Raw genomic sequence first — 17,378 nt, 5'->3', positions numbered from 1 at the left:
TGAACGAACTCCGGATCGGCGACGACCCGGCCGTGTGACGTCCCTCGGTCACGCCCCCTGCTCCTGTCGCCACAGGCAGAAGGGGTGGCCGGACGGGTCCAGCAGGACGCGTACGTCGTCCTGCGGCTGGTGATCGTGGAGCGTGGCCCCTTCGCGTACGGCCCGCTCGACCTCGCCCTCCAAGTCATCGACCTGGATGTCCAGATGCAGCATCATCTGCTGCTCGCCGGGGTTGCGGGTGGGCCACACCGGCGGGACGTACTCCGGCTCGGTCTGGAAGGAGAGGCCGGTGCCGCCGTCGGGCGGGCCGATCAGGACCCAGTCGGGTTCCTCGGCCCGGACCACGTAACCGAGCAGGCGGAGGTAGAAGTCGGCCAGTTCGTGCGCGTCCCGCGCGTCGAGCACCACGGTGGACAGTCTCGTAGGCGACATGCCCGCCCTCTACCCGCTCGCCGCGTGCCCTACTGGCGGCGCTTCTTGCCGTCCAGTTCGTCCCACCACTCGTCGGACTTGGGGTCGCCGGAGGGGTCGTCCCACCAACGGTCGTCGGGGCCGCGCCGGTTGGCGACCATCGCGGCGACCGGCGGGATCAGCATCGCGACCACACACATCCCCACGGCCGCGGGCACCGACCAGATCCGCACGACTCCCCAGGCCAGGACGAAGAGTCCGATGCAGATGCCCATCATGACGAAGTACACGCGACGACGACGTGCCAGCATCCTTCCAGCCTAGGCCCGCAGGGATGCCGACTCCACAGATGCGGCCCCACCAGCGTCGGCCAGCATCAAAGCCGCTTCGCAGACTCGGGCCCAGCAGCGCCGACGGCCGGAGGCCGGCGCAGCGCTCCCCAGCCTGCGAAGCAGTGCAAGGAGCGCATCAAAAAGGGGGCCACGCGACGGCGACGTGCCAGCATGCTTCCAGCGTAGGCCCGCATCAGAGCCGACTCCACAGGTGCGGCCCCCACCCCCACCTGAAAAAAGTGTGACACTTTTCGCGAAAGTGTCACACTTTTTCAGGGTAGGTACCCCGGGCCCGCTGGACTCGCCAGCAGCGTCAGACGGCGATCGCGACCTCCGCCAGGCCGCCCGTCTGGGCGACCACCGTGCGGTCGGCCGTGGCGCCCGGGACGAGGGCGCGGACGGTCCAGGTGCCCTCGGCCGCGTAGAAGCGGAACTGGCCCGTCGCGGAGGTCGGGACCTCCGCGGTGAACTCACCGGTCGAGTCCAGGAGACGGACGTAGCCCGTCACCGGCTCGCCGTTGCGCGTCACCTGGCCCTGGATGGTGGTCTCACCGGGCTTGATCGTCGAGGCGTCGGGGCCGCCGGCCTTCGCTCCACACATGGTCTGTCCTTACGGGGGTTAGGGCTTGGGCTTGGTCGGGGCTTACTTGTTGGCGCCGAGCTCGATCGGGACGCCGACGAGGCTGCCGTACTCGGTCCAGGAACCGTCGTAGTTCTTGACGTTCTCGACACCGAGCAGCTCGTGCAGCACGAACCAGGTCAGGGCCGAGCGCTCGCCGATACGGCAGTACGCGATGGTGTCCTTCGCCAGGTCGACCTGCTCGTCGGCGTAGAGCTCCTTGAGCTCGTCGTCCGACTTGAAGGTGCCGTCGTCGTTGGCGTTCTTCGACCAGGGGATGTTGCGCGCGGACGGGACGTGGCCCGGACGCTGCGACTGCTCCTGCGGAAGGTGCGCCGGCGCGAGCAGCTTGCCGCTGAACTCGTCGGGCGAACGGACGTCGACCAGGTTCTGCGCACCGATGGCGGCCACGACGTCGTCGCGGAACGCGCGGATCGCGGTGTTCTGCGGCTTCGCCTTGTAGGAGGTCTCGGCGCGCGCGGGGACCTCCTCGACCAGCTCGCGGGCGTCCAGCTCCCACTTCTTGCGGCCACCGTCGAGCAGCTTGACGTTGTCGTGGCCGTAGAGCTTGAAGTACCAGTACGCGTACGACGCGAACCAGTTGTTGTTGCCGCCGTAGAGGATCACCAGCGTGTCGTTGCCGATGCCCTTGCCGGACAGGAGCTTCTCGAAGCCCTCCTGGTCGACGAAGTCACGGCGTACCGGGTCCTGGAGGTCCTTCGTCCAGTCGATCCGGATCGCGTTCTTGATGTGGTTCTTCTCGTACGCGGCCGTGTCCTCGTCGACCTCGACGATGGCCACGCTCGGGTTGTCGAGGTTGGCCTCGACCCAGTCGGCGTCGACCAGGACGTCACTGCGGCTCATGCTTTTCTCCTCCGGGGCAGATACGGCGGTGCGGTGCGTGAGAGAAAGGGTGCGCGCTCGCGCGGGTGTCCCTGATCAGGGACACGGGGGAAGACGGAAGCCTGCGCTTCCGCTCAGAAAGTGCGACAGAGCATGGCGGCGACGCGGCACAGGTCCACTGCCCGCCGCTTCGTGAGGTCGTCCGCCTGGCGCTTCATGAGGTCGATCGTAGGGACGGATCGCGGCGCATGTCACCGGTGTGTCGTATTTTGAGACGCGATCGTCCGTGATGTGAGACGAGGGAGGCGTTGGAGGCCCTACGGCGGGGAATCCGGGGCCCCTCGGCCGTTAATTCCCCTGCCGTACGGACATCGCCGTCTCGCCCCTCGGACAGGCACCGCCCACCCGGAGCTCGACCTACCCGGCCAGCCTGACGTTCGAACCCTTCACCTTGATGTCCACACCGCTCTTCGCGGCCTGCACACTGTCCAGCTTCACACCGCCCGGCAGTTGGTCGAGCGTCTGCTGGAAGTCGGTGATCGAGCGGATCCGGGAGTCGGCGAGGTCGACGACCAGCTTGGGCAGGTTGTCCGCGTGCACCTTCACCGTGTTGCCCACGACGGTGACCGTGCTGAGCACCGGATACGTCGTCGTCCCGATCCCGGTGACCGTGACCTTCATGTCGGCCTTGATCTTGCCGTCGCCGCCGTCGGAGAGGCTGACGATCTGGGCCGTGACACCGGTGAAGACGCTCGTCGGCGCGGACTTGGCGGCCTTGAGCAACTGGTCGTAGGAGATGCTCGCGGTGCCCGTCGCGCTGGCCGCCGTGGCGGAGCTGTAGCCGCTGGAGAACTTGACGTCCTTCATGTCGGCCTTGAGGTCGTCGATCCGGATCGTGGTGGCGCCGCCGGAGGCGCTCGTGTTGCCGGTCGGGGCCTCGTACTGGCCGACGCCGAGTTCCACGTCGTCCAGCTCACCGGAGGCGACCTGGGTGAGGAAGGGGAAGCCCTTGATGGAGACGTCGGGGGTGCTGGCCAGGTTCTCGCTGGTCTTCACCTTGGACGCGGCCTCCTCCTCGGCGAAGTGGAGCGCGACCCGGTCCACGACCACGAACAGGACCCCCAGAATCACCACGACGATCAGAAGTATTCGTAGCCCACGCATGTACGGAGATCCCCACCTGGTGGTCGTCGACGAAAGCGGTACGACGACCTAATGGCCGCCGAGCGCGAGAGTAGTCCTGCGGGACGCGTGTACCGCGAAATTGTCGATCAGCTGTGACAGTGCTCTTAACTGCCTCGGACAACCACCAGGGCTCTCTTAACTACCGTCTACGACACGGCACTTGGCCGCCCGCGCTATACGAGCGCCCGTCCCAGCAGGTACACCGCGGGGGCCGCCGCCGCGAGCGGGAGGGCCACGCCGGCCGTGAAGTGGACGAAGCGGGACGGGTAGTCGTAGCTCGCCACCCGGTGGCCGATCAGCGCGCAGACCGCCGCGCCCGCGCCGAGCAGCGCGCCCTTCGCGCCCATGCCCGTCATGCCGCCGACGGCGATGCCCGCACCCGCGGCGGCCAGCAGCGACACGACGACCGACGCCACGGTCGGCAGCGGCAGCGCGCGGGCCAGGACCGCCACCGCGACCGCGGCCGCGCCGACCGTCACCGCGTCCGGGTCGGCCGCGAGGTGACCGGCCGCGACGATGGCCAGGGCCGCCGAGGCGACCGTCGCCATCAGGCCCGTGATCCGGGTGTCCGGGTCGGCGTGCGAGCGCAGCTGCATGACGAGGGAGAGCAGGACCCAGACACCCAGGGTGCCCAGGATCGCGGCGGGACCGTTCTCCCGCCCGGCCGCGAGCAGCGCCACGTCCGCGACGAGCGCGCCCGCGAAGGCCAGCGCGATGCCCTGCCGCGCAGGCCACATCCCGTTCAGCCGGAACCAGCCCGCGGCCGTCACCGCCTGAAGAATGACGAGCGGTACGACGAGGGCGTAGGACCCGACCTGCGCGGTGACGGAGAGGAGGAGCGCCAGTACGGCGGTGAGGGCGGCCGGCTGCATCCCGGGTTCGATGATCGGCGAACGGCCCTCAAGGCGGGCCCGCTGGGCGTCGGTGATCCGGGTGTTGCCGGCGAGGGAGGGCGGGCCGTAACCCTCTGCGGCGGGTGCCTGCGCCTCGGGGACCTCAGGTCCGGCGGGCTGGGCGTAGGGGTCGTGACTCTGCTGTGCCGCCTGGTAGTTCTGCGGCGGGAAGTACGCCAGGTCGGACGCGGAGGGTCTGGTCTGCTGGACCTGGGTGTCCCAGGTCTGGCCCTGCCACTGCTGGGTGTACTGCTGGGCCGCCTGCGGATCGTCGTACGCCTGCTGCTGATGCCCGGGCCACGCCTGCGCCCGTGCCTGCTGGGGCTGCTGTTGCTGCTGTTGTTGTTGCTGGGCGTAGGGGTCGTAGCCCTCGCCATAGCCCTCGTACGGCTGGTTGCTCATCGCTTCGCTCATCCTCCTGCGAACGGCGGGAGCACCTCGACCGTGCCGCCCTCGGCCAGCCGTACCGTCTCATGTCCGCGGGTGCCCACGGGATCACCGTCGACGAGGAACGAGCATCGCAGCAGTACGCGGGCGAGTTCCCCGGGGTGTCGCTCGCGGACGGCGGCGAGGGCGTCGGCGAGGGTGACCGCGTCGTACGGCTCCTCGGCGATGCCGGCCGCGGCCTTCGCGGCGGCCCAGTAGCGCACCGTGACCTTTGGCATGTGCTCGCTTCCTCGGTAGACCGGTGTCGACGGATCGGGCGTCAACACCGTCAGGCTAGCCGTCCTGTGAATTGCCCCAGCGCCCGATGCGGGCCAGCAGGTCGTCCGCGGCCGCGTGCTCGGCGTGGCCCATGCCCGGCTCCAGCCAGAGTTCGGCCTGGTCACCGGCGGCGTCGGCCAGCATGCGGGGGTGGTCGACGGGGAAGTAGCCGTCGCGGTCGCCGTGCACGATGAGGAGCGGGGTCGGCGCGATGCGCGGGACCGCCTCGACCGGGGAGAGCGGGACCGGGTCCCAATCGCGGTGGTGGATACGGGTGTTGAGGGCGTAGCGGCCGACCAGCCGGCCCTCGGGGCGGGTCACCAGCCAGTGCAGCTTGCGCATGGGGGCCGTCCCTCTGTAGTACCAGCGGGCCGGCGCACTCACGGAAACCACCGCGTCCGTGTGCGCTTCTGTGCGCCCCTCGCGCCTCCGGCCGTCGGCGTGCGCCTGCGAGCCGTAGAGCGCCGCGTGCCGCAGCACCACCGAACCGCCCATCGAGAAGCCGACGGTGACCACCCGCGCGTGCCCCTGCTCGCGCGCCCAGGCGACCGCCGCCGCCAGATCGAGCACCTCGCGGTCGCCGACGGTGGAGCGTCCGCCGGAGGCGCCGTGGCCCCGGAAGGAGAAGGTGACCACGGCCCCGTACTGGAGGAACGCCTCGGCGACCCGGCGTACATGTGGCTTGTCCACATCGCCCGTGAAACCGTGCGCCACGACGAACACCGGATCACCGGAAGGTGACCGGGAGGCGTCGTATACGGACGCCCCCGGTTCGTATACGGAATCGATCGTCACCCCGTCGTCGGTGTGCAGAAACGTCCGCAAAGGTGTACGTCTGATCGTCTCAGAGTTCGGACGAACGGTGGATCGTGCCACATGACCTGCCGTACCAGCGCTCATGTGGGCTATTCTGCTGGACAGAGGACTCGGGCAGCGAAGCCCCCGGGTCCTTTTGTGCTTCCGGGAGCGTTGTATACGAAGCGGTACGCCACGGGAAACCGCAGGTGGCCGTAGGCGATACAGAGCCCCCGGGATCACAGAGCATCGCCGCAATGCCGCAGTGCCGCATACGTCCTCGCAGGGACCGAGGAGGAACCAGACATATGAGTTCTCTGCTGCTCCTGACCAATGCCCTCCAGCCGTCTACGGAGGTGCTTCCGGCCCTTGGCCTGCTGCTGCACAACGTGCGCGTGGCACCGGCGGAAGGCCCCGCTCTCGTCGACACCCCAGGTGCCGACGTCATCCTGATCGACGGCCGCCGCGACCTGCCCCAGGTGCGCAGCCTGTGTCAGCTCCTCCGGTCCACCGGTCCGGGCTGTCCGCTCATCCTCGTCGTCACCGAGGGCGGCCTCGCGGCCGTCACCGCCGACTGGGGCATCGACGACGTCCTGCTCGACACGGCGGGCCCCGCCGAGGTCGAGGCGCGACTGCGCCTGGCCATGGGCCGCCAGCAGATCGTCAACGACGACTCCCCCATGGAGATCCGCAACGGCGACCTCTCCGTGGACGAGGCGACGTACTCCGCCAAGCTCAAGGGCCGGGTCCTCGACCTGACCTTCAAGGAGTTCGAGCTCCTCAAGTACCTCGCCCAGCACCCGGGCCGCGTCTTCACGCGCGCCCAGCTGCTCCAGGAGGTCTGGGGCTACGACTACTTCGGCGGCACGCGCACGGTCGACGTCCACGTACGACGGCTGCGCGCGAAGCTCGGAGTCGAGCACGAGTCGCTGATCGGGACCGTCCGGAACGTCGGTTATCGATTCGTTACCCCGGAGAAGGGTGACCGGGGCGGCGACGAGGCCAAGCTCAAGGCAAGCGCTGCCATCGCCGACGCAAAGCCGGAGGATGCGGACGGTACGGCCGATTCGGCCGCGCTGGACGCCGCCGAGATCCCGGCCGAGGCGTAACCGTTCCGGGCAGGGCGCCGCTTCTCGGTGTCGGCTCCGCGCGGAGATGGTGCGCGGAAGCTGAGAGAAGCTTCGAAACGCCCTGCCCAGAGCGGGTCCATCCGCGTAGACTCCGCGCGTGGCCAAGGTGACTCGGGATGATGTGGCGCGGCTGGCGGGTACTTCGACCGCCGTTGTCAGCTATGTCATCAACAACGGACCCCGGCCGGTTGCCCCGGCCACGCGCGAGCGTGTCCTCGCCGCGATCAAGGAACTGGGGTACCGACCCGACCGGGTGGCCCAGGCCATGGCGTCGCGGCGTACGGACCTCATAGGCCTGATCGTGCCGGACGCGCGCCAGCCCTTCTTCGGGGAGATGGCGCACGCGGTCGAACAGGCCGCGTCCGAGCGCGGAAAGATGGTGCTGGTCGGCAACTCCGACTACGTGGGCGAGCGCGAGGTCCACTATCTGCGCGCGTTCCTCGGGATGCGGGTCTCCGGCCTGATCCTCGTCAGCCACGCGCTGAACGACAACGCGGCCGCCGAGATCGAGGCGTGGGACGCCCGCGTCGTCCTCCTGCACGAACGCCCCGAGGCGATCGACGACGTGGCGGTCGTCACGGACGACCTGGGCGGCGCCCAGCTGGCCGTCCGCCACCTCCTTGAGCACGGCTACGAATACGTCGCCTGTATGGGCGGTACGGCGGAGACGCCGTCCGTCGGTGACCCGGTCTCCGACCACGTCGAGGGCTGGCGGCGCGCGATGACCGAGGCCGGCCTGCCGACCGAGGGCCGCCTCTTCGAGGCCCCGTACAACCGCTACGACGCCTACCAGGTCGCCCTCGGCATCCTCGCCGGGCCCCGCCGTCCCCCCGCGATCTTCTGCTCCACCGACGACCAGGCGATCGGCCTGCTGCGGGCCGCGCGCGAGCTGCGCATCGACGTACCGCGCGAGCTGGGTGTCATCGGCTTCGACGACATCAAGGAAGCGGCCCTGGCCGACCCGAAGCTGACAACGATCGCATCGGACCGCCCGGCGATGGCCCGCGCGGCGGTGGACCTCGTCCTCGACGACGGCCTGCGAGTGGCGGGGTCTCGGCGCGAGCGACTGAAGGTGTTTCCGTCGCGGCTGGTGATACGGCAGTCGTGTGGGTGCGAGGGCTGAGGTCTTCGGCTGCGAGGACCTGACGCCGTTCGGCCGCGGGTCCGTTGCCGGGGGCTCTGCCCCCGGGCCCCCGTATCGGCCCTGAAGGGGGCTCGTCCTCAAACGCCGGACGGGCTGGTTTTGCGGGCCTGTGTTGGAGAGGTCAGCGGGTTCGCCTCTGCGGTCACAGGGTTCGCAGGAATCCCCGAGTTTGCAGGGCTCCGGCGTCTTTATATCGGGCATACGAGGTTCTGTCGGGCTTCTCAGCGGGGACTCAGGTACCTCTCATGATCGCGCGACAGGCTCTGTTCCATGACCGAGAGCTTCCGCCGCAGCGGCGAGTACGAGACCCCCCAGGGCGACCAGCCGCAGGCGTACCCCCAGCAGCAGCACGCCTCTTCTCCCGTGAACCCGGAGTGGCCGCCCCCGCCGGCCTACCAGCCGCCGGTGCAGCAGGCTCAGCCGGTGCAGCCCGTACAGCAGGTTCAGCAGCCGGCCGCTCCCGCGTGGCCGACCCAGACTCCCGCCCCCTCGCCCGCCCCGCAGGCCGCCTTCGGCGCCGACGGCGGAGCGTACGGCGGCGGTGACGGCTACGGCGCCGGTGACGGCGGGGCTCTCGCCGCCGACGGCGGCGGCGGTCACGGCGGCGGCGACACCGCTCTCCTCACCCACGTCCAGGGCGAGGCGCCCAAGCCGAAGAAGCGCACCCGGGGTCCGTTCGCGCTGCTCGCCGCCGTGGCGATCGTCGCGGCGGCCGTCGGCGGCGGCACGGCGTACGCCTTCCAGGAGCTGACCGGCAAGGACACCGTCGCCACCTCCAGCACCACCACCGCCGTCGTGCCCTCCAGCAAGAAGGGCGACGTCGCCACGATCGCCGCGACCGTCAGCCCGAGCGTGGTCGAGGTCGAGGCCACCCTCAGCAACGGTTCGTCGACCGGCGCCGGCGTGATCATCACGACCGACGGCCAGATCGTCACCAACAACCACGTCGTCTCCGGCGCCTCGTCCATCAAGGTCAAGACGAGTGACGGCAAGTCGTACACCGCGAAGGTCGTCGGCACCGACAGCAAGAAGGACCTCGCGCTCCTCAAGCTGGAGAACGCCTCCGGCCTGAAGAAGGCCACCCTCGGCAACTCCGCCGGCGTCCAGATCGGCGACACGGTCGTCGCGATCGGCTCCCCCGAGGGCCTGACCGGCACGGTCACCAGCGGCATCGTCTCCGCCCTGAACCGTGACGTGACCGTCTCGACCGACGAGAGCCAGAGCCAGGGTTCGGATTCGAGCGGCGGCAGCGGCCAGTGGCCGTTCCAGTTCGGCGGCCAGCAGTTCAACGGCGACACCGGTTCGTCCACGACGACGTACAAGGCGATCCAGACCGACGCGGCCCTCAACCCCGGCAACTCCGGCGGCGCCCTGATCGACGCGAACGGCAACATCATCGGCATCAACTCCGCGATGTACTCGTCCAGTTCGGACTCCTCGTCCTCGTCGTCCGAGGCCGGAAACATCGGCATCGGCTTCGCCATCCCGATCAACACCGTCAAGGCGGACCTGGCTTCGCTGCGGGCGGGCGGTTCCGACAGCTAAGCACTGCCCCACACGAACCAAGTAGGGAGTACGTCATGATCAAGCAGGTTTCGCACACGGTGACCGACACCGGAGCGGCCGGTCTCGGCCTGGCCCTCGGGGTGGCGTACGAACTGCACGCGCCGGCGGCGCGGGCGCCCGAGGTGGCACCCGTCCCGGAGCTGATGGGGCTGCGGACCAGCGCGGCCCGTCCGCACCACCGCAAGGTGCCGCTGAACCGCCTCCAGACGATGCGAGGCTGAGCCGGAGACAGGGGAAGCCGATCTCACCCTTTTTCTCACTTCCTCCCCTCTTCACGCACCGGCCGGGAAACATGCGAGGCTGATTGCGACCAGCCGATCGTTGTCTCCCCGTCCCACCGCACCCGAGGAATCCAGCCATGAGCCCCGCCGAAGGCGACCGTGACACCCAGCGCATCCTGATCGTCGACGACGAGCCGGCGGTACGCGAAGCACTCCAGCGCAGCCTCGCGTTCGAGGGGTACGACACCGAGGTCGCCGTCGACGGCGCGGACGCGCTGGAGAAGGCGACCGCGTACCAGCCCGACCTGGTCGTCCTCGACATCCAGATGCCGCGCATGGACGGCCTGACGGCGGCCCGCCGGATGCGGGGCGCCGGCACGACGACCCCGATCCTGATGCTGACGGCCCGCGACACGGTCGGCGACCGCGTCACCGGCCTCGACGCGGGCGCCGACGACTACCTGGTCAAGCCCTTCGAACTCGACGAACTCTTCGCGCGGGTAAGGGCGTTGCTCCGCCGCAGCTCGTACGCGGCGGCAGCCGCCGCCGGGAACGCCCCCGAGGACGACTCCCTCACCTTCGCCGACCTCCGCATGGACCTCGCGACCCGTGAGGTGACGCGGAACGGCCGCCAAGTCGAGCTGACCCGCACGGAGTTCACGCTGTTGGAGATGTTCCTGGCGCATCCCCGGCAGGTCCTCACCCGCGAGCAGATCCTCAAGGCGGTCTGGGGCTTCGACTTCGAGCCGTCCTCCAACTCCCTTGATGTGTACGTGATGTACCTGCGCCGGAAGACGGAAGCCGGGGGCGAGCCTCGGCTTGTGCACACGGTTCGTGGTGTGGGGTATGTGCTGCGGCAGGGTGGCGCGGAGTGAAGAAGGTCCTCGACCGGTTCCTGCACCGGTTCCGGACACTGCCGATCCGGTCACGGCTGGCGATGCTGGTCGCGGCGGCGGTGGCGTTCGGGGTGGCGGCGGTTTCGGTGACCTGTTGGTTCATCGTGCAGGGGAAGTTGTACGAGCAGTTGGACAACGACCTGCAGAGGTCGGCGATGAGGGGGCCCGGTCAGATCCCGCAGGTCCAGTCCGCCCTCCTCAACTGTTCGGAGACGGTCCCGCAGACCAACAACGGTTTCATCGTCCGGAACTCCTACTCCCAGGTGGTCACGGAGAAAGGAAAGGTCTGCGTCTCAGGTGACTCCACGGGAGTGGTCAAGGTCACCCAGGCCGACAAGGACGAGATCAAGAACGCGATCGAGAACCGGGTCTACTACCGCAACGGCACGGACACGGACGGCAACGAGGTACGCGTGATGACGCGCTTCGTGTCCCCCACCACCACGACCTCCGGGGCTGTCGGGCCCAATGTCGGGCTCCTGGTCGCGGTACCCCTCAACGGCACCCAGAACACGCTCAACGAACTGGCCCTGATCCTGCTCCTCGTCTCCGGCATCGGAGTCGTCGGCGCCGGAGCCGCAGGCCTCGCTGTCGCCCGCGCAGGTCTCCGCCCCGTCGACAAACTCACCGAGGCCGTCGAACACGTGGCCCGTACCGAGGACTTGGCCATCCGCATCCCCGTGGACGAGGACAGCGACGACGAGATCGCCCGCCTCTCCCGCTCCTTCAACTCCATGACTACCTCCCTCGCCAACTCCCGCGAGCTGCAACAACAACTCATCGCGGACGCCGGTCACGAACTCCGCACCCCCCTCACCTCCCTCCGCACGAACGTCGAACTCCTCACCCGCAGCGAGGAGACCGGCCGCCCGATCCCCCCGGCGGACCGCAAGGCACTGCTCGCCTCGGTGAAGGCGCAGATGACCGAACTGGCGTCCCTGATCGGCGACTTGCAGGAGTTGTCCCGCTCGGAGGGCCAACGGGGTGAGCGCGTCCAGGTGGTCTCGCTCCAGGACACCGTGGAATCCGCCCTGCGCCGAGCCCGCCTGCGCGGCCCGGAGTTGACGATCACGGCCGACGTACAGTCCTGGTACGTCCAGTCGGAGCCCTCCGCCCTGGAACGCGCGATCGTCAACATCCTCGACAACGCGGTGAAGTTCAGCCCCGAGGGCGGCACGATCGAGGTCCAGCTCACCCACGGCGTCCTCACCGTCCGCGACCACGGCCCCGGCATCCCCGCCGACGAACTCCCACACGTCTTCGACCGGTTCTGGCGTTCACCGAGTGCACGGGCGCTGCCCGGCTCGGGGTTGGGCCTGTCGATCGTCGCCCGCACGGTCCAACAGGCGGGCGGAGAGGTGACGTTGGCGCACGCGCCGGGTGGGGGGACGGTGGCGACGGTACGGATGCCGGGGGCGCCGACTGCACCGCCCGAAAGCTCCACCTCCCCCCAGTAGGTAGCCCGAAAAAGTGTGACACTTCTTGCCGAAGTGTCACACTTTTTCGGGGGAGGGGTCGAGAAGTCCCGCTACCCCGCGCCGACCAGCTCCGCCTCTCCGACGCCCTGTTCGGCGCGGGCGAGGCCGCGGCGGCGTCCTTGCTTCAGGACGGCCCACCGGACTCGGCTGAGCGTCAGAGCCCTCTGCACCTCTCGCGCGGCGGCGACTTACTCCGCAACCTGCTCACCTACCGCCCCAACGTCGGTTGCTCGGTGGCCAGTTGGGGTCTCCGCCATCGCTACTCCTCTGCCGGAGGCAGGGCGATAGGCTCAGGTTCTCGCCAGAAGACCTCTTCGACCACGATCTAGAGGTGGCGGCCCTTCGGTTCGGTGGACCGGCCCGGCATGACGCTCATGCTCTCGGGTAACCCGGCGTCGGCATTGATGCCACGGAAGTACGGATCCTTCGCGGCGACCAGTTCAGCTCGCACCGCGAGGACGATGGTGGCGAGGGCATCGGTTCGCCAGTCCGCCTGCCATGGCGACCTCACGAACCCATCGGTCACTCGCCGGGCTCCAGGTCTCGGACCCGGTAGTGAATCTTCGCCGCCGCTTCGAGCAGGGCCTTGGCCTCGGCGATGTCGATGCATTCGTACGCGGCACGGTGTTCGAGGTCGCGGACATGCGCGTCCAGCCTGGGGTCACGGGCGAGGGCGTACTCACCCCACCAGCGGGCCATGAACGCGGGCACGGGACCTACGTCGTACGCGTCGGCGATCGCCCACTTCCAGTGGGCGTCGAAGTCGGGGAGGAGTTCGGGGGTGTGCTGCGCGATGGCCCTGAGCAGCGCCTTCGGCGTCCGCTCGGGCATCGGCGGGACGGACGGCTCGGGTTCAGCAACGTGAGCAGTCATGGCCGGCGCCCTCCTTCGACGCGTCGTGTCTACGACCATAACCGGCTCGTCCGTTCCCTCTCGGTGGTTGGTCTCCCGGCCGTCCATTCGACCGGAAGATCAACGATGAGGGAGGCGCGGCGGCGAACGTCAGGCCTTTCGACTCACGTCACCCGAACGTGCGCACGGCCGCCCCGGCTTTGACCCCGTCCACGAACCCGGACCAGGCCGCGGCGGCGAGGATCAACGGCGGGGAGGTGGGGGCCTTGCTGTCCCGGACGGGGACCAGCCCGGTGTGGCCGTCGGCAACCTCGACGCAGTTCGTGCCACCCCTGTCGCTGTAGGACGACTTGTGCCAGGCGGCTGTGCTGAGGTCGGGGGCGGACCTCATGCCCCCTCCCCGCCCCGAACCAGTTCCACGAACGCGAGCCAAGACCCAGCCGAGAAGACCAGCTCGCGGCTAGCCGGGGTCTTGCTGTCCCGGACAGGGACGACACCGGTGTAGCCGTCGGCGACCTCAACGCAGTCGTTGGCTCCGCCTTGGCTGTAGCTCGACTTGCGCCACGCAGCGGTGCTGAGGTCAGGGGTGTGCGTCATGACGTCTGTGCTCCTTCAGTACAGCCCGGATGAACACCAGCGAGTCCCGTGGGGACAACGCCAGGTCGCGAAGACGATCGTAGGACAGTCGGAGCCGCAGAACATCGTCCGGATCTTCAACCAACTGACTGCATCCGTCGCCCTCTTTGTAAGCAACGGCGCTGCCGTTCTTTTGCCAGAGCAGGGTCAGCGATCCCGTCATGTAGTGATGAACTCCCGCCGAAAACGGCAGCACTTGAAGGGTCGCGTTGGGCAACGTGGCGACCGTCTCCAGGTGAAGCAACTGGTCGTGCCAGGTCTGGGCGCTGGCAGCGGGTCGCCGGAACGCCACCTCGTCCATGATGATCCGGACATCGGGTGCGGGCTTCTGCCGTAGCACGTACTGCCGTCCCAGCCGTGCGGCTACCTGCTCCTCGACCATCTCCTCGGCGTCTGCTGTTGTCTGGCCCCCAGACAACACCTCGCGAGCGAAATCCTCTGTCTGCAGGAGACCCGGCACCGCAGGTGTGAACACCCTCATCACCCGCGCCGTCGCCTCCAACTCCATGAACCTCTTGTACTGGTCCTTGAACGCGTCCAGCCGAGCCGCCTTCCAATGGCTGACGAGCAGCTCACCGGCCTCGTAATAGACGTCCAGGTCCTCCATGACCGTCACCTTGGACAGCCGTTCCCCGGACTCCAGTCGGCTCAGGTAGCTCTTGTCGTAGCCGGTGTCCTCGGCCAGCTGCCCGAGTGACTTTCCCGCCTTCTCGCGCAGATACCGGAGCGTCCGTCCCAGTACCGCGCGCCCCGACTCGCCCTCCGCGTCAACCTGTTCGGTCACGTCACCCCTCCCCGTTGCCTGGGCCCGCAGACAACGCCAACCCTCTTCCGCAGCGTACGCCGCACCAGTGACCATCGAGGTACGAACGGTAATCACCGCTCGTCAGGACACTCGGCAGGACAGAGGAGCGCAGCGGAATGAGTGAACGCGTCGTAAGAATCTGGGAGTTACTACTGATGGCACTCGTGCGCGGCATCGATGTCGGGCCTCGCCGTATCCACGGAGTGGCGGTGCGGGCATGACCATCCCCAACACCACGTACGGCGAACGGCAGTTGCGGTTGCTGCCCTGGACCACCCCCGACGGCAAGCCCTGTTACCTCAGCGCCGACAGCCACGACAGCCGGCTCTCCCTCCTCGCCGATGACATCGAGGCGGCCCAACTCGAATCCGGGGAACAGGTGTTGGCCGGAGCCAAAGCCGTACTCGCCGACCCGAAGGCCGGCGAACGAGCCGTACGGTTCGCACTCACCAGGGCGTCCGAATCCCTCGGCGACACCCTCCGGATCGCCATCAGCCGCGGCGAACGCATCCCGGAGCCCGAACGGTGACCCCGGACCGGTCCCGTCCACTGACCTCGGGGCCCTTCATGGTCCCGGTCCGCCTCCTGACACCCACAGCTCCCCGGCCTACCATCGACCCGTCCTACACGGGGGAGTTGTCATGGGCGAGGACGTGCACGAGCGCGGCATCGAGCGGGAGTACGGCCGACGAAGACGGTCGTCCTGGCGGCGGCTCATCCCCCTGACTGTCATCGTCGCGAACTGTGTCCTCCAGCTGACGACGGACTCCGATGTCGCCGGCGTGCCGTCCAGGACAGCGATCGTGACGATCCTGCTGAGTTCGCTCACCGCGATGCTGTTGTTCCGATGGCGGGGACGCACGATCGTGGGCACCGACGGAATCACCGCGCGCGGAACCCTGCGGTCGGTGACGCGAACCTGGCACACCGTCTACGACATCCGGCCCGAACTCAACCACGCCGGGAAACTGGACGGATCCGAGTGGTTGACCTATCTCTACGACGTCCAGGGCCGCCGATTCCTCCTCCCTTACGTCGACGACTGGCAACTCCCGGACTTCCACGCCGAGATCGCCGACCTGCGCGCCACGGCCGCCCTGCACCACGGCACGACCTGGGAGCCGAGGCCCGCGACAGAAGCGTTGATCCGTCGGCGCGCACGGCACCGCAAAGCCTGGGAATTCGCCTGCCTCACTGGCTTCATCGCCGTGTTCGCGGCGTTCGTGTTCCTGGCGTAGCCCCTGCGAACCGAACCCCGGCTCACCCCCTCCCGGCCCGGCACAGCTCCCGCCCTTAGGATCGCCCCCAACACAGGCTCTGGGGAGGGTCGATGGGCGGGGACGACGAGGACGACCGCGACGACGGACGTGGGGTCGAGCGGGAGTACCGCAGGCGGAGAAAGATGTCCCGGGGAAGGTTCGCCGCCCTGTGCATCGTCCAAGTGAACTTCGCTCTTCAGATGGCGCGGCCCGACACCATCCCCGGCCGGTACAGGCTGCTCGCGGTGGCGCTCATGGCGCTGCTGGGTGTCTGGGCGATTCTCACCGTGCGACGGGGGCGCACCACCGTAGGGACCGACGGTGTCTCCACCCGCGGAGCCTTCCGCGTGCGCAGGTGGGCCTGGCACGACATCTACGATCTCCGCGTAGAGACCAATCCGGGCCAACGCAGAGCCGACGTCAAGTCGTTGACCTACCTCTACGACAACGACGGCCGCAGGGCACGCCTCCCCCACCTCGACGACTGGCAGCTCCCGGACCTCTGGGCCGAGGTCGCCGGCCTGCACACCGCGGCCGCCCGGCACCGGGGCATGACCTGGGAGCGGCGCCCGGCGGTCGAAGTGCGCATCCGCGAGCGGGCCGCGTACCGCAAGGCCCGGGAGCGAGCGATCACCGGGGCCCTGCTCGTTCTCTTCGCCGCCATCGGGTATGTGGTGTGGGAGGCCGTCACCGACGGCGATCCCCACCCCTTCCTCCTGCTCTTCTGCGCCCCCCTCGCCGCCTACGCCCTCCTCGCCCCTCTCTTCCGTCGGCGCTACATCCGAGCCCTAGCCCACGCATAACCCCCTGCCAGCCCCAGCACAGCCGCCCGTCACACCGTGTTCAGATGGCGCGGAAGATCCTGCTTGCCGACGACGACGTGGACGTACGCGAAGGGCTTGGGCGGCTGCTCAGATTCGAGGGGTACGAGACCGTTCTCGCCGGAGACGGCCGTACCGCGCTCGATCTGCTCGGCGTATCTCTCGGTGTATCTCTCGGCCTGTCCCTCGGTGTGCCGGATGATGCCTCCGCGCCGGACCTCGTGCTGATGGACGTCACCATGCCAGAGTTGGACGGGCTCGCCGCCACCCGGCGTATCCGTGCCTCCGGGTCCACCGTGCCGATCCTGATGATCACCGGGCGGGACGCGGTCGGCGACCGGATCGTCGCCCTCGACAACGGTGCCGACGACTACCTCTCGAAACCGTTCGCCGTCGAGGAACTCCTCGCGCGTGTACGGGCGTTGCTGCGGCGCGGTGCCCAGCGGAACGCCGCCGACGAGCATCCGCCCGAGCTCGAACGGCTCGTCTTCCAGGATCTGGTCATGGACCTGCGTACCCGCACCGTCGCCCGTGACGGCCTGCCGCTCGATCTCACGCGGACCGAATTCCTGTTGCTGGAGTACCTGTTGAGGCATCCGGGTGCCGCGCTCACCCGGTCGCAGATCCACCGGCACGTGTGGGGCTTCGACTTCGAGCCCGCGTCCAACACCCTTGATGTGTACGTCATGTACCTGCGCCGGAAACTGGAGAGCCGCGGCGAACCGCGGCTCATCCACACCGTGCGGGGGCTCGGGTACAGCCTCCGTGCAACTCCCTCTACATGATC

General features: G+C 68.7%; 24 protein-coding genes. 10 read left to right on the top strand and 14 right to left on the bottom strand.

Features of this window, described 5'->3' with window-relative positions:
- Window positions 1-48 precede the first annotated feature (48 nt).
- From OG194_RS25105 to OG194_RS25070, 9 genes are all read right to left on the bottom strand, one after another.
- Window positions 49-432, bottom strand: a complete 384-nt coding sequence (locus OG194_RS25105) for a VOC family protein (protein ID WP_327403048.1) — start codon at window positions 430-432, stop codon at window positions 49-51.
- Between the two features lie 29 nt (window positions 433-461).
- Window positions 462-722, bottom strand: a complete 261-nt coding sequence (locus OG194_RS25100) for a DUF3099 domain-containing protein (protein ID WP_327403047.1) — start codon at window positions 720-722, stop codon at window positions 462-464.
- Window positions 723-1,056: 334 nt separating this feature from the next.
- On the bottom strand, window positions 1,057-1,344 hold the full coding sequence (locus tag OG194_RS25095) for a DUF1416 domain-containing protein (RefSeq protein WP_019064558.1): 288 nt from the start codon (window positions 1,342-1,344) through the stop codon (window positions 1,057-1,059).
- A gap of 42 nt (window positions 1,345-1,386) precedes the next feature.
- Window positions 1,387-2,226 carry a sulfurtransferase gene (locus OG194_RS25090; RefSeq protein WP_327403046.1) on the bottom strand — a complete coding sequence of 280 codons (840 nt, stop codon included), beginning with the start codon at window positions 2,224-2,226 and terminating at the stop codon, window positions 1,387-1,389.
- Between the two features lie 113 nt (window positions 2,227-2,339).
- The gene (locus tag OG194_RS47670; RefSeq protein ID WP_366433785.1) at window positions 2,340-2,423 is read right to left on the bottom strand and encodes a putative leader peptide; all 84 of its coding nucleotides are present in this window, start codon (window positions 2,421-2,423) and stop codon (window positions 2,340-2,342) included.
- 199 nt (window positions 2,424-2,622) lie between these two features.
- The gene (locus tag OG194_RS25085; protein WP_327403045.1) at window positions 2,623-3,369 is read right to left on the bottom strand and encodes an LmeA family phospholipid-binding protein; all 747 of its coding nucleotides are present in this window, start codon (window positions 3,367-3,369) and stop codon (window positions 2,623-2,625) included.
- Between the two features lie 194 nt (window positions 3,370-3,563).
- Window positions 3,564-4,685, bottom strand: a complete 1,122-nt coding sequence (locus OG194_RS25080) for a hypothetical protein (RefSeq protein ID WP_327403044.1) — start codon at window positions 4,683-4,685, stop codon at window positions 3,564-3,566.
- 8 nt (window positions 4,686-4,693) lie between these two features.
- Window positions 4,694-4,948, bottom strand: coding sequence for a MoaD/ThiS family protein (locus tag OG194_RS25075; protein WP_033281322.1), 255 nt, complete (start codon window positions 4,946-4,948; stop codon window positions 4,694-4,696).
- 55 nt (window positions 4,949-5,003) lie between these two features.
- Window positions 5,004-5,888, bottom strand: a complete 885-nt coding sequence (locus tag OG194_RS25070; protein WP_327403043.1) for an alpha/beta hydrolase — start codon at window positions 5,886-5,888, stop codon at window positions 5,004-5,006.
- 203 nt (window positions 5,889-6,091) lie between these two features.
- Here OG194_RS25070 and OG194_RS25065 point away from each other — a divergent pair, with 203 nt between their 5' ends.
- The 6 genes from OG194_RS25065 (at window position 6,092) to OG194_RS25040 (ending at window position 12,197) form a co-directional block, all read left to right on the top strand.
- Window positions 6,092-6,892 (top strand): winged helix-turn-helix transcriptional regulator, encoded by an 801-nt coding sequence (locus OG194_RS25065; protein ID WP_327403042.1) that lies wholly within the window; start codon window positions 6,092-6,094, stop codon window positions 6,890-6,892.
- Between the two features lie 118 nt (window positions 6,893-7,010).
- On the top strand, window positions 7,011-8,036 hold the full coding sequence (locus OG194_RS25060) for a LacI family DNA-binding transcriptional regulator (protein WP_327403041.1): 1,026 nt from the start codon (window positions 7,011-7,013) through the stop codon (window positions 8,034-8,036).
- 291 nt (window positions 8,037-8,327) lie between these two features.
- On the top strand, window positions 8,328-9,602 hold the full coding sequence (locus OG194_RS25055) for a S1C family serine protease (RefSeq protein WP_327403040.1): 1,275 nt from the start codon (window positions 8,328-8,330) through the stop codon (window positions 9,600-9,602).
- Window positions 9,603-9,637: 35 nt separating this feature from the next.
- A complete protein-coding gene (locus tag OG194_RS25050; RefSeq protein WP_033281327.1) occupies window positions 9,638-9,844 on the top strand; it encodes a hypothetical protein in 207 nt (68 codons plus the stop codon).
- A 137-nt stretch (window positions 9,845-9,981) separates the two neighbouring features.
- A complete protein-coding gene (locus tag OG194_RS25045; RefSeq protein ID WP_019064547.1) occupies window positions 9,982-10,719 on the top strand; it encodes a response regulator transcription factor in 738 nt (245 codons plus the stop codon).
- Window positions 10,716-12,197, top strand: a complete 1,482-nt coding sequence (locus OG194_RS25040; protein ID WP_327403039.1) for a sensor histidine kinase — start codon at window positions 10,716-10,718, stop codon at window positions 12,195-12,197. The genes OG194_RS25045 and OG194_RS25040 overlap by 4 nt, the downstream gene beginning before the upstream one ends.
- A 346-nt stretch (window positions 12,198-12,543) precedes the next feature.
- Here the strand turns inward: OG194_RS25040 and OG194_RS25035 are convergent, their stop codons facing one another.
- The 5 genes from OG194_RS25035 to OG194_RS25015 form a co-directional block, all read right to left on the bottom strand.
- Entirely contained in the window at window positions 12,544-12,744 is a 201-nt protein-coding gene (locus tag OG194_RS25035) for a hypothetical protein (RefSeq protein WP_327403038.1), read from the bottom strand.
- Entirely contained in the window at window positions 12,741-13,091 is a 351-nt protein-coding gene (locus OG194_RS25030; protein WP_327403037.1) for a hypothetical protein, read from the bottom strand. Before OG194_RS25030 ends, OG194_RS25035 begins: the two co-directional genes overlap by 4 nt.
- Before the next feature lie 148 nt (window positions 13,092-13,239).
- On the bottom strand, window positions 13,240-13,461 hold the full coding sequence (locus OG194_RS25025) for a DUF397 domain-containing protein (protein ID WP_327403036.1): 222 nt from the start codon (window positions 13,459-13,461) through the stop codon (window positions 13,240-13,242).
- On the bottom strand, window positions 13,458-13,667 hold the full coding sequence (locus OG194_RS25020; protein ID WP_327403035.1) for a DUF397 domain-containing protein: 210 nt from the start codon (window positions 13,665-13,667) through the stop codon (window positions 13,458-13,460). Before OG194_RS25020 ends, OG194_RS25025 begins: the two co-directional genes overlap by 4 nt.
- Window positions 13,651-14,490, bottom strand: a complete 840-nt coding sequence (locus OG194_RS25015) for a helix-turn-helix domain-containing protein (RefSeq protein WP_327403034.1) — start codon at window positions 14,488-14,490, stop codon at window positions 13,651-13,653. Before OG194_RS25015 ends, OG194_RS25020 begins: the two co-directional genes overlap by 17 nt.
- A gap of 238 nt (window positions 14,491-14,728) precedes the next feature.
- Here OG194_RS25015 and OG194_RS25010 point away from each other — a divergent pair, with 238 nt between their 5' ends.
- From OG194_RS25010 to OG194_RS24995, 4 genes are all read left to right on the top strand, one after another.
- A complete protein-coding gene (locus tag OG194_RS25010; protein ID WP_327403033.1) occupies window positions 14,729-15,040 on the top strand; it encodes a hypothetical protein in 312 nt (103 codons plus the stop codon).
- A 112-nt stretch (window positions 15,041-15,152) separates the two neighbouring features.
- Window positions 15,153-15,749 (top strand): hypothetical protein, encoded by a 597-nt coding sequence (locus OG194_RS25005; RefSeq protein WP_327403032.1) that lies wholly within the window; start codon window positions 15,153-15,155, stop codon window positions 15,747-15,749.
- 92 nt (window positions 15,750-15,841) lie between these two features.
- On the top strand, window positions 15,842-16,573 hold the full coding sequence (locus OG194_RS25000; protein WP_327403031.1) for a PH domain-containing protein: 732 nt from the start codon (window positions 15,842-15,844) through the stop codon (window positions 16,571-16,573).
- A gap of 44 nt (window positions 16,574-16,617) precedes the next feature.
- Window positions 16,618-17,376 carry a response regulator transcription factor gene (locus OG194_RS24995; RefSeq protein WP_327403030.1) on the top strand — a complete coding sequence of 253 codons (759 nt, stop codon included), beginning with the start codon at window positions 16,618-16,620 and terminating at the stop codon, window positions 17,374-17,376.
- Window positions 17,377-17,378: the final 2 nt, after the last annotated feature.

The sequence above is a fragment of the Streptomyces sp. NBC_01288 genome, assembly GCF_035982055.1.
In the GTDB taxonomy this organism is placed as follows: Bacteria; Actinomycetota; Actinomycetes; order Streptomycetales; family Streptomycetaceae; genus Streptomyces.
Note: the sequence above shows the minus strand (reverse complement) of the source record. Positions and strands in the feature narration are given on the sequence as shown.

What these genes read in the sequence shown, in the direction of transcription:
- OG194_RS25000 (WP_327403031.1), top strand. Translation starts at nt 15,842, where the DNA reads ATGGGCGGGGACGACGAGGACGACCGCGACGACGGACGTGGGGTCGAG.
- OG194_RS25105 (WP_327403048.1), bottom strand. Translation starts at nt 432, where the DNA reads ATGTCGCCTACGAGACTGTCCACCGTGGTGCTCGACGCGCGGGACGCG.
- OG194_RS25030 (WP_327403037.1), bottom strand. Translation starts at nt 13,091, where the DNA reads ATGACTGCTCACGTTGCTGAACCCGAGCCGTCCGTCCCGCCGATGCCC.
- OG194_RS25075 (WP_033281322.1), bottom strand. Translation starts at nt 4,948, where the DNA reads ATGCCAAAGGTCACGGTGCGCTACTGGGCCGCCGCGAAGGCCGCGGCC.
- OG194_RS25100 (WP_327403047.1), bottom strand. Translation starts at nt 722, where the DNA reads ATGCTGGCACGTCGTCGTCGCGTGTACTTCGTCATGATGGGCATCTGC.
- OG194_RS47670 (WP_366433785.1), bottom strand. Translation starts at nt 2,423, where the DNA reads ATGAAGCGCCAGGCGGACGACCTCACGAAGCGGCGGGCAGTGGACCTG.
- OG194_RS25065 (WP_327403042.1), top strand. Translation starts at nt 6,092, where the DNA reads ATGAGTTCTCTGCTGCTCCTGACCAATGCCCTCCAGCCGTCTACGGAG.
- OG194_RS25095 (WP_019064558.1), bottom strand. Translation starts at nt 1,344, where the DNA reads ATGTGTGGAGCGAAGGCCGGCGGCCCCGACGCCTCGACGATCAAGCCC.
- OG194_RS25025 (WP_327403036.1), bottom strand. Translation starts at nt 13,461, where the DNA reads ATGAGGTCCGCCCCCGACCTCAGCACAGCCGCCTGGCACAAGTCGTCC.
- OG194_RS25005 (WP_327403032.1), top strand. Translation starts at nt 15,153, where the DNA reads ATGGGCGAGGACGTGCACGAGCGCGGCATCGAGCGGGAGTACGGCCGA.
- OG194_RS25055 (WP_327403040.1), top strand. Translation starts at nt 8,328, where the DNA reads ATGACCGAGAGCTTCCGCCGCAGCGGCGAGTACGAGACCCCCCAGGGC.
- OG194_RS25085 (WP_327403045.1), bottom strand. Translation starts at nt 3,369, where the DNA reads ATGCGTGGGCTACGAATACTTCTGATCGTCGTGGTGATTCTGGGGGTC.
- OG194_RS25010 (WP_327403033.1), top strand. Translation starts at nt 14,729, where the DNA reads ATGACCATCCCCAACACCACGTACGGCGAACGGCAGTTGCGGTTGCTG.
- OG194_RS25045 (WP_019064547.1), top strand. Translation starts at nt 9,982, where the DNA reads ATGAGCCCCGCCGAAGGCGACCGTGACACCCAGCGCATCCTGATCGTC.
- OG194_RS25050 (WP_033281327.1), top strand. Translation starts at nt 9,638, where the DNA reads ATGATCAAGCAGGTTTCGCACACGGTGACCGACACCGGAGCGGCCGGT.
- OG194_RS25080 (WP_327403044.1), bottom strand. Translation starts at nt 4,685, where the DNA reads ATGAGCAACCAGCCGTACGAGGGCTATGGCGAGGGCTACGACCCCTAC.
- OG194_RS25070 (WP_327403043.1), bottom strand. Translation starts at nt 5,888, where the DNA reads ATGAGCGCTGGTACGGCAGGTCATGTGGCACGATCCACCGTTCGTCCG.
- OG194_RS25020 (WP_327403035.1), bottom strand. Translation starts at nt 13,667, where the DNA reads ATGACGCACACCCCTGACCTCAGCACCGCTGCGTGGCGCAAGTCGAGC.
- OG194_RS25090 (WP_327403046.1), bottom strand. Translation starts at nt 2,226, where the DNA reads ATGAGCCGCAGTGACGTCCTGGTCGACGCCGACTGGGTCGAGGCCAAC.
- OG194_RS24995 (WP_327403030.1), top strand. Translation starts at nt 16,618, where the DNA reads ATGGCGCGGAAGATCCTGCTTGCCGACGACGACGTGGACGTACGCGAA.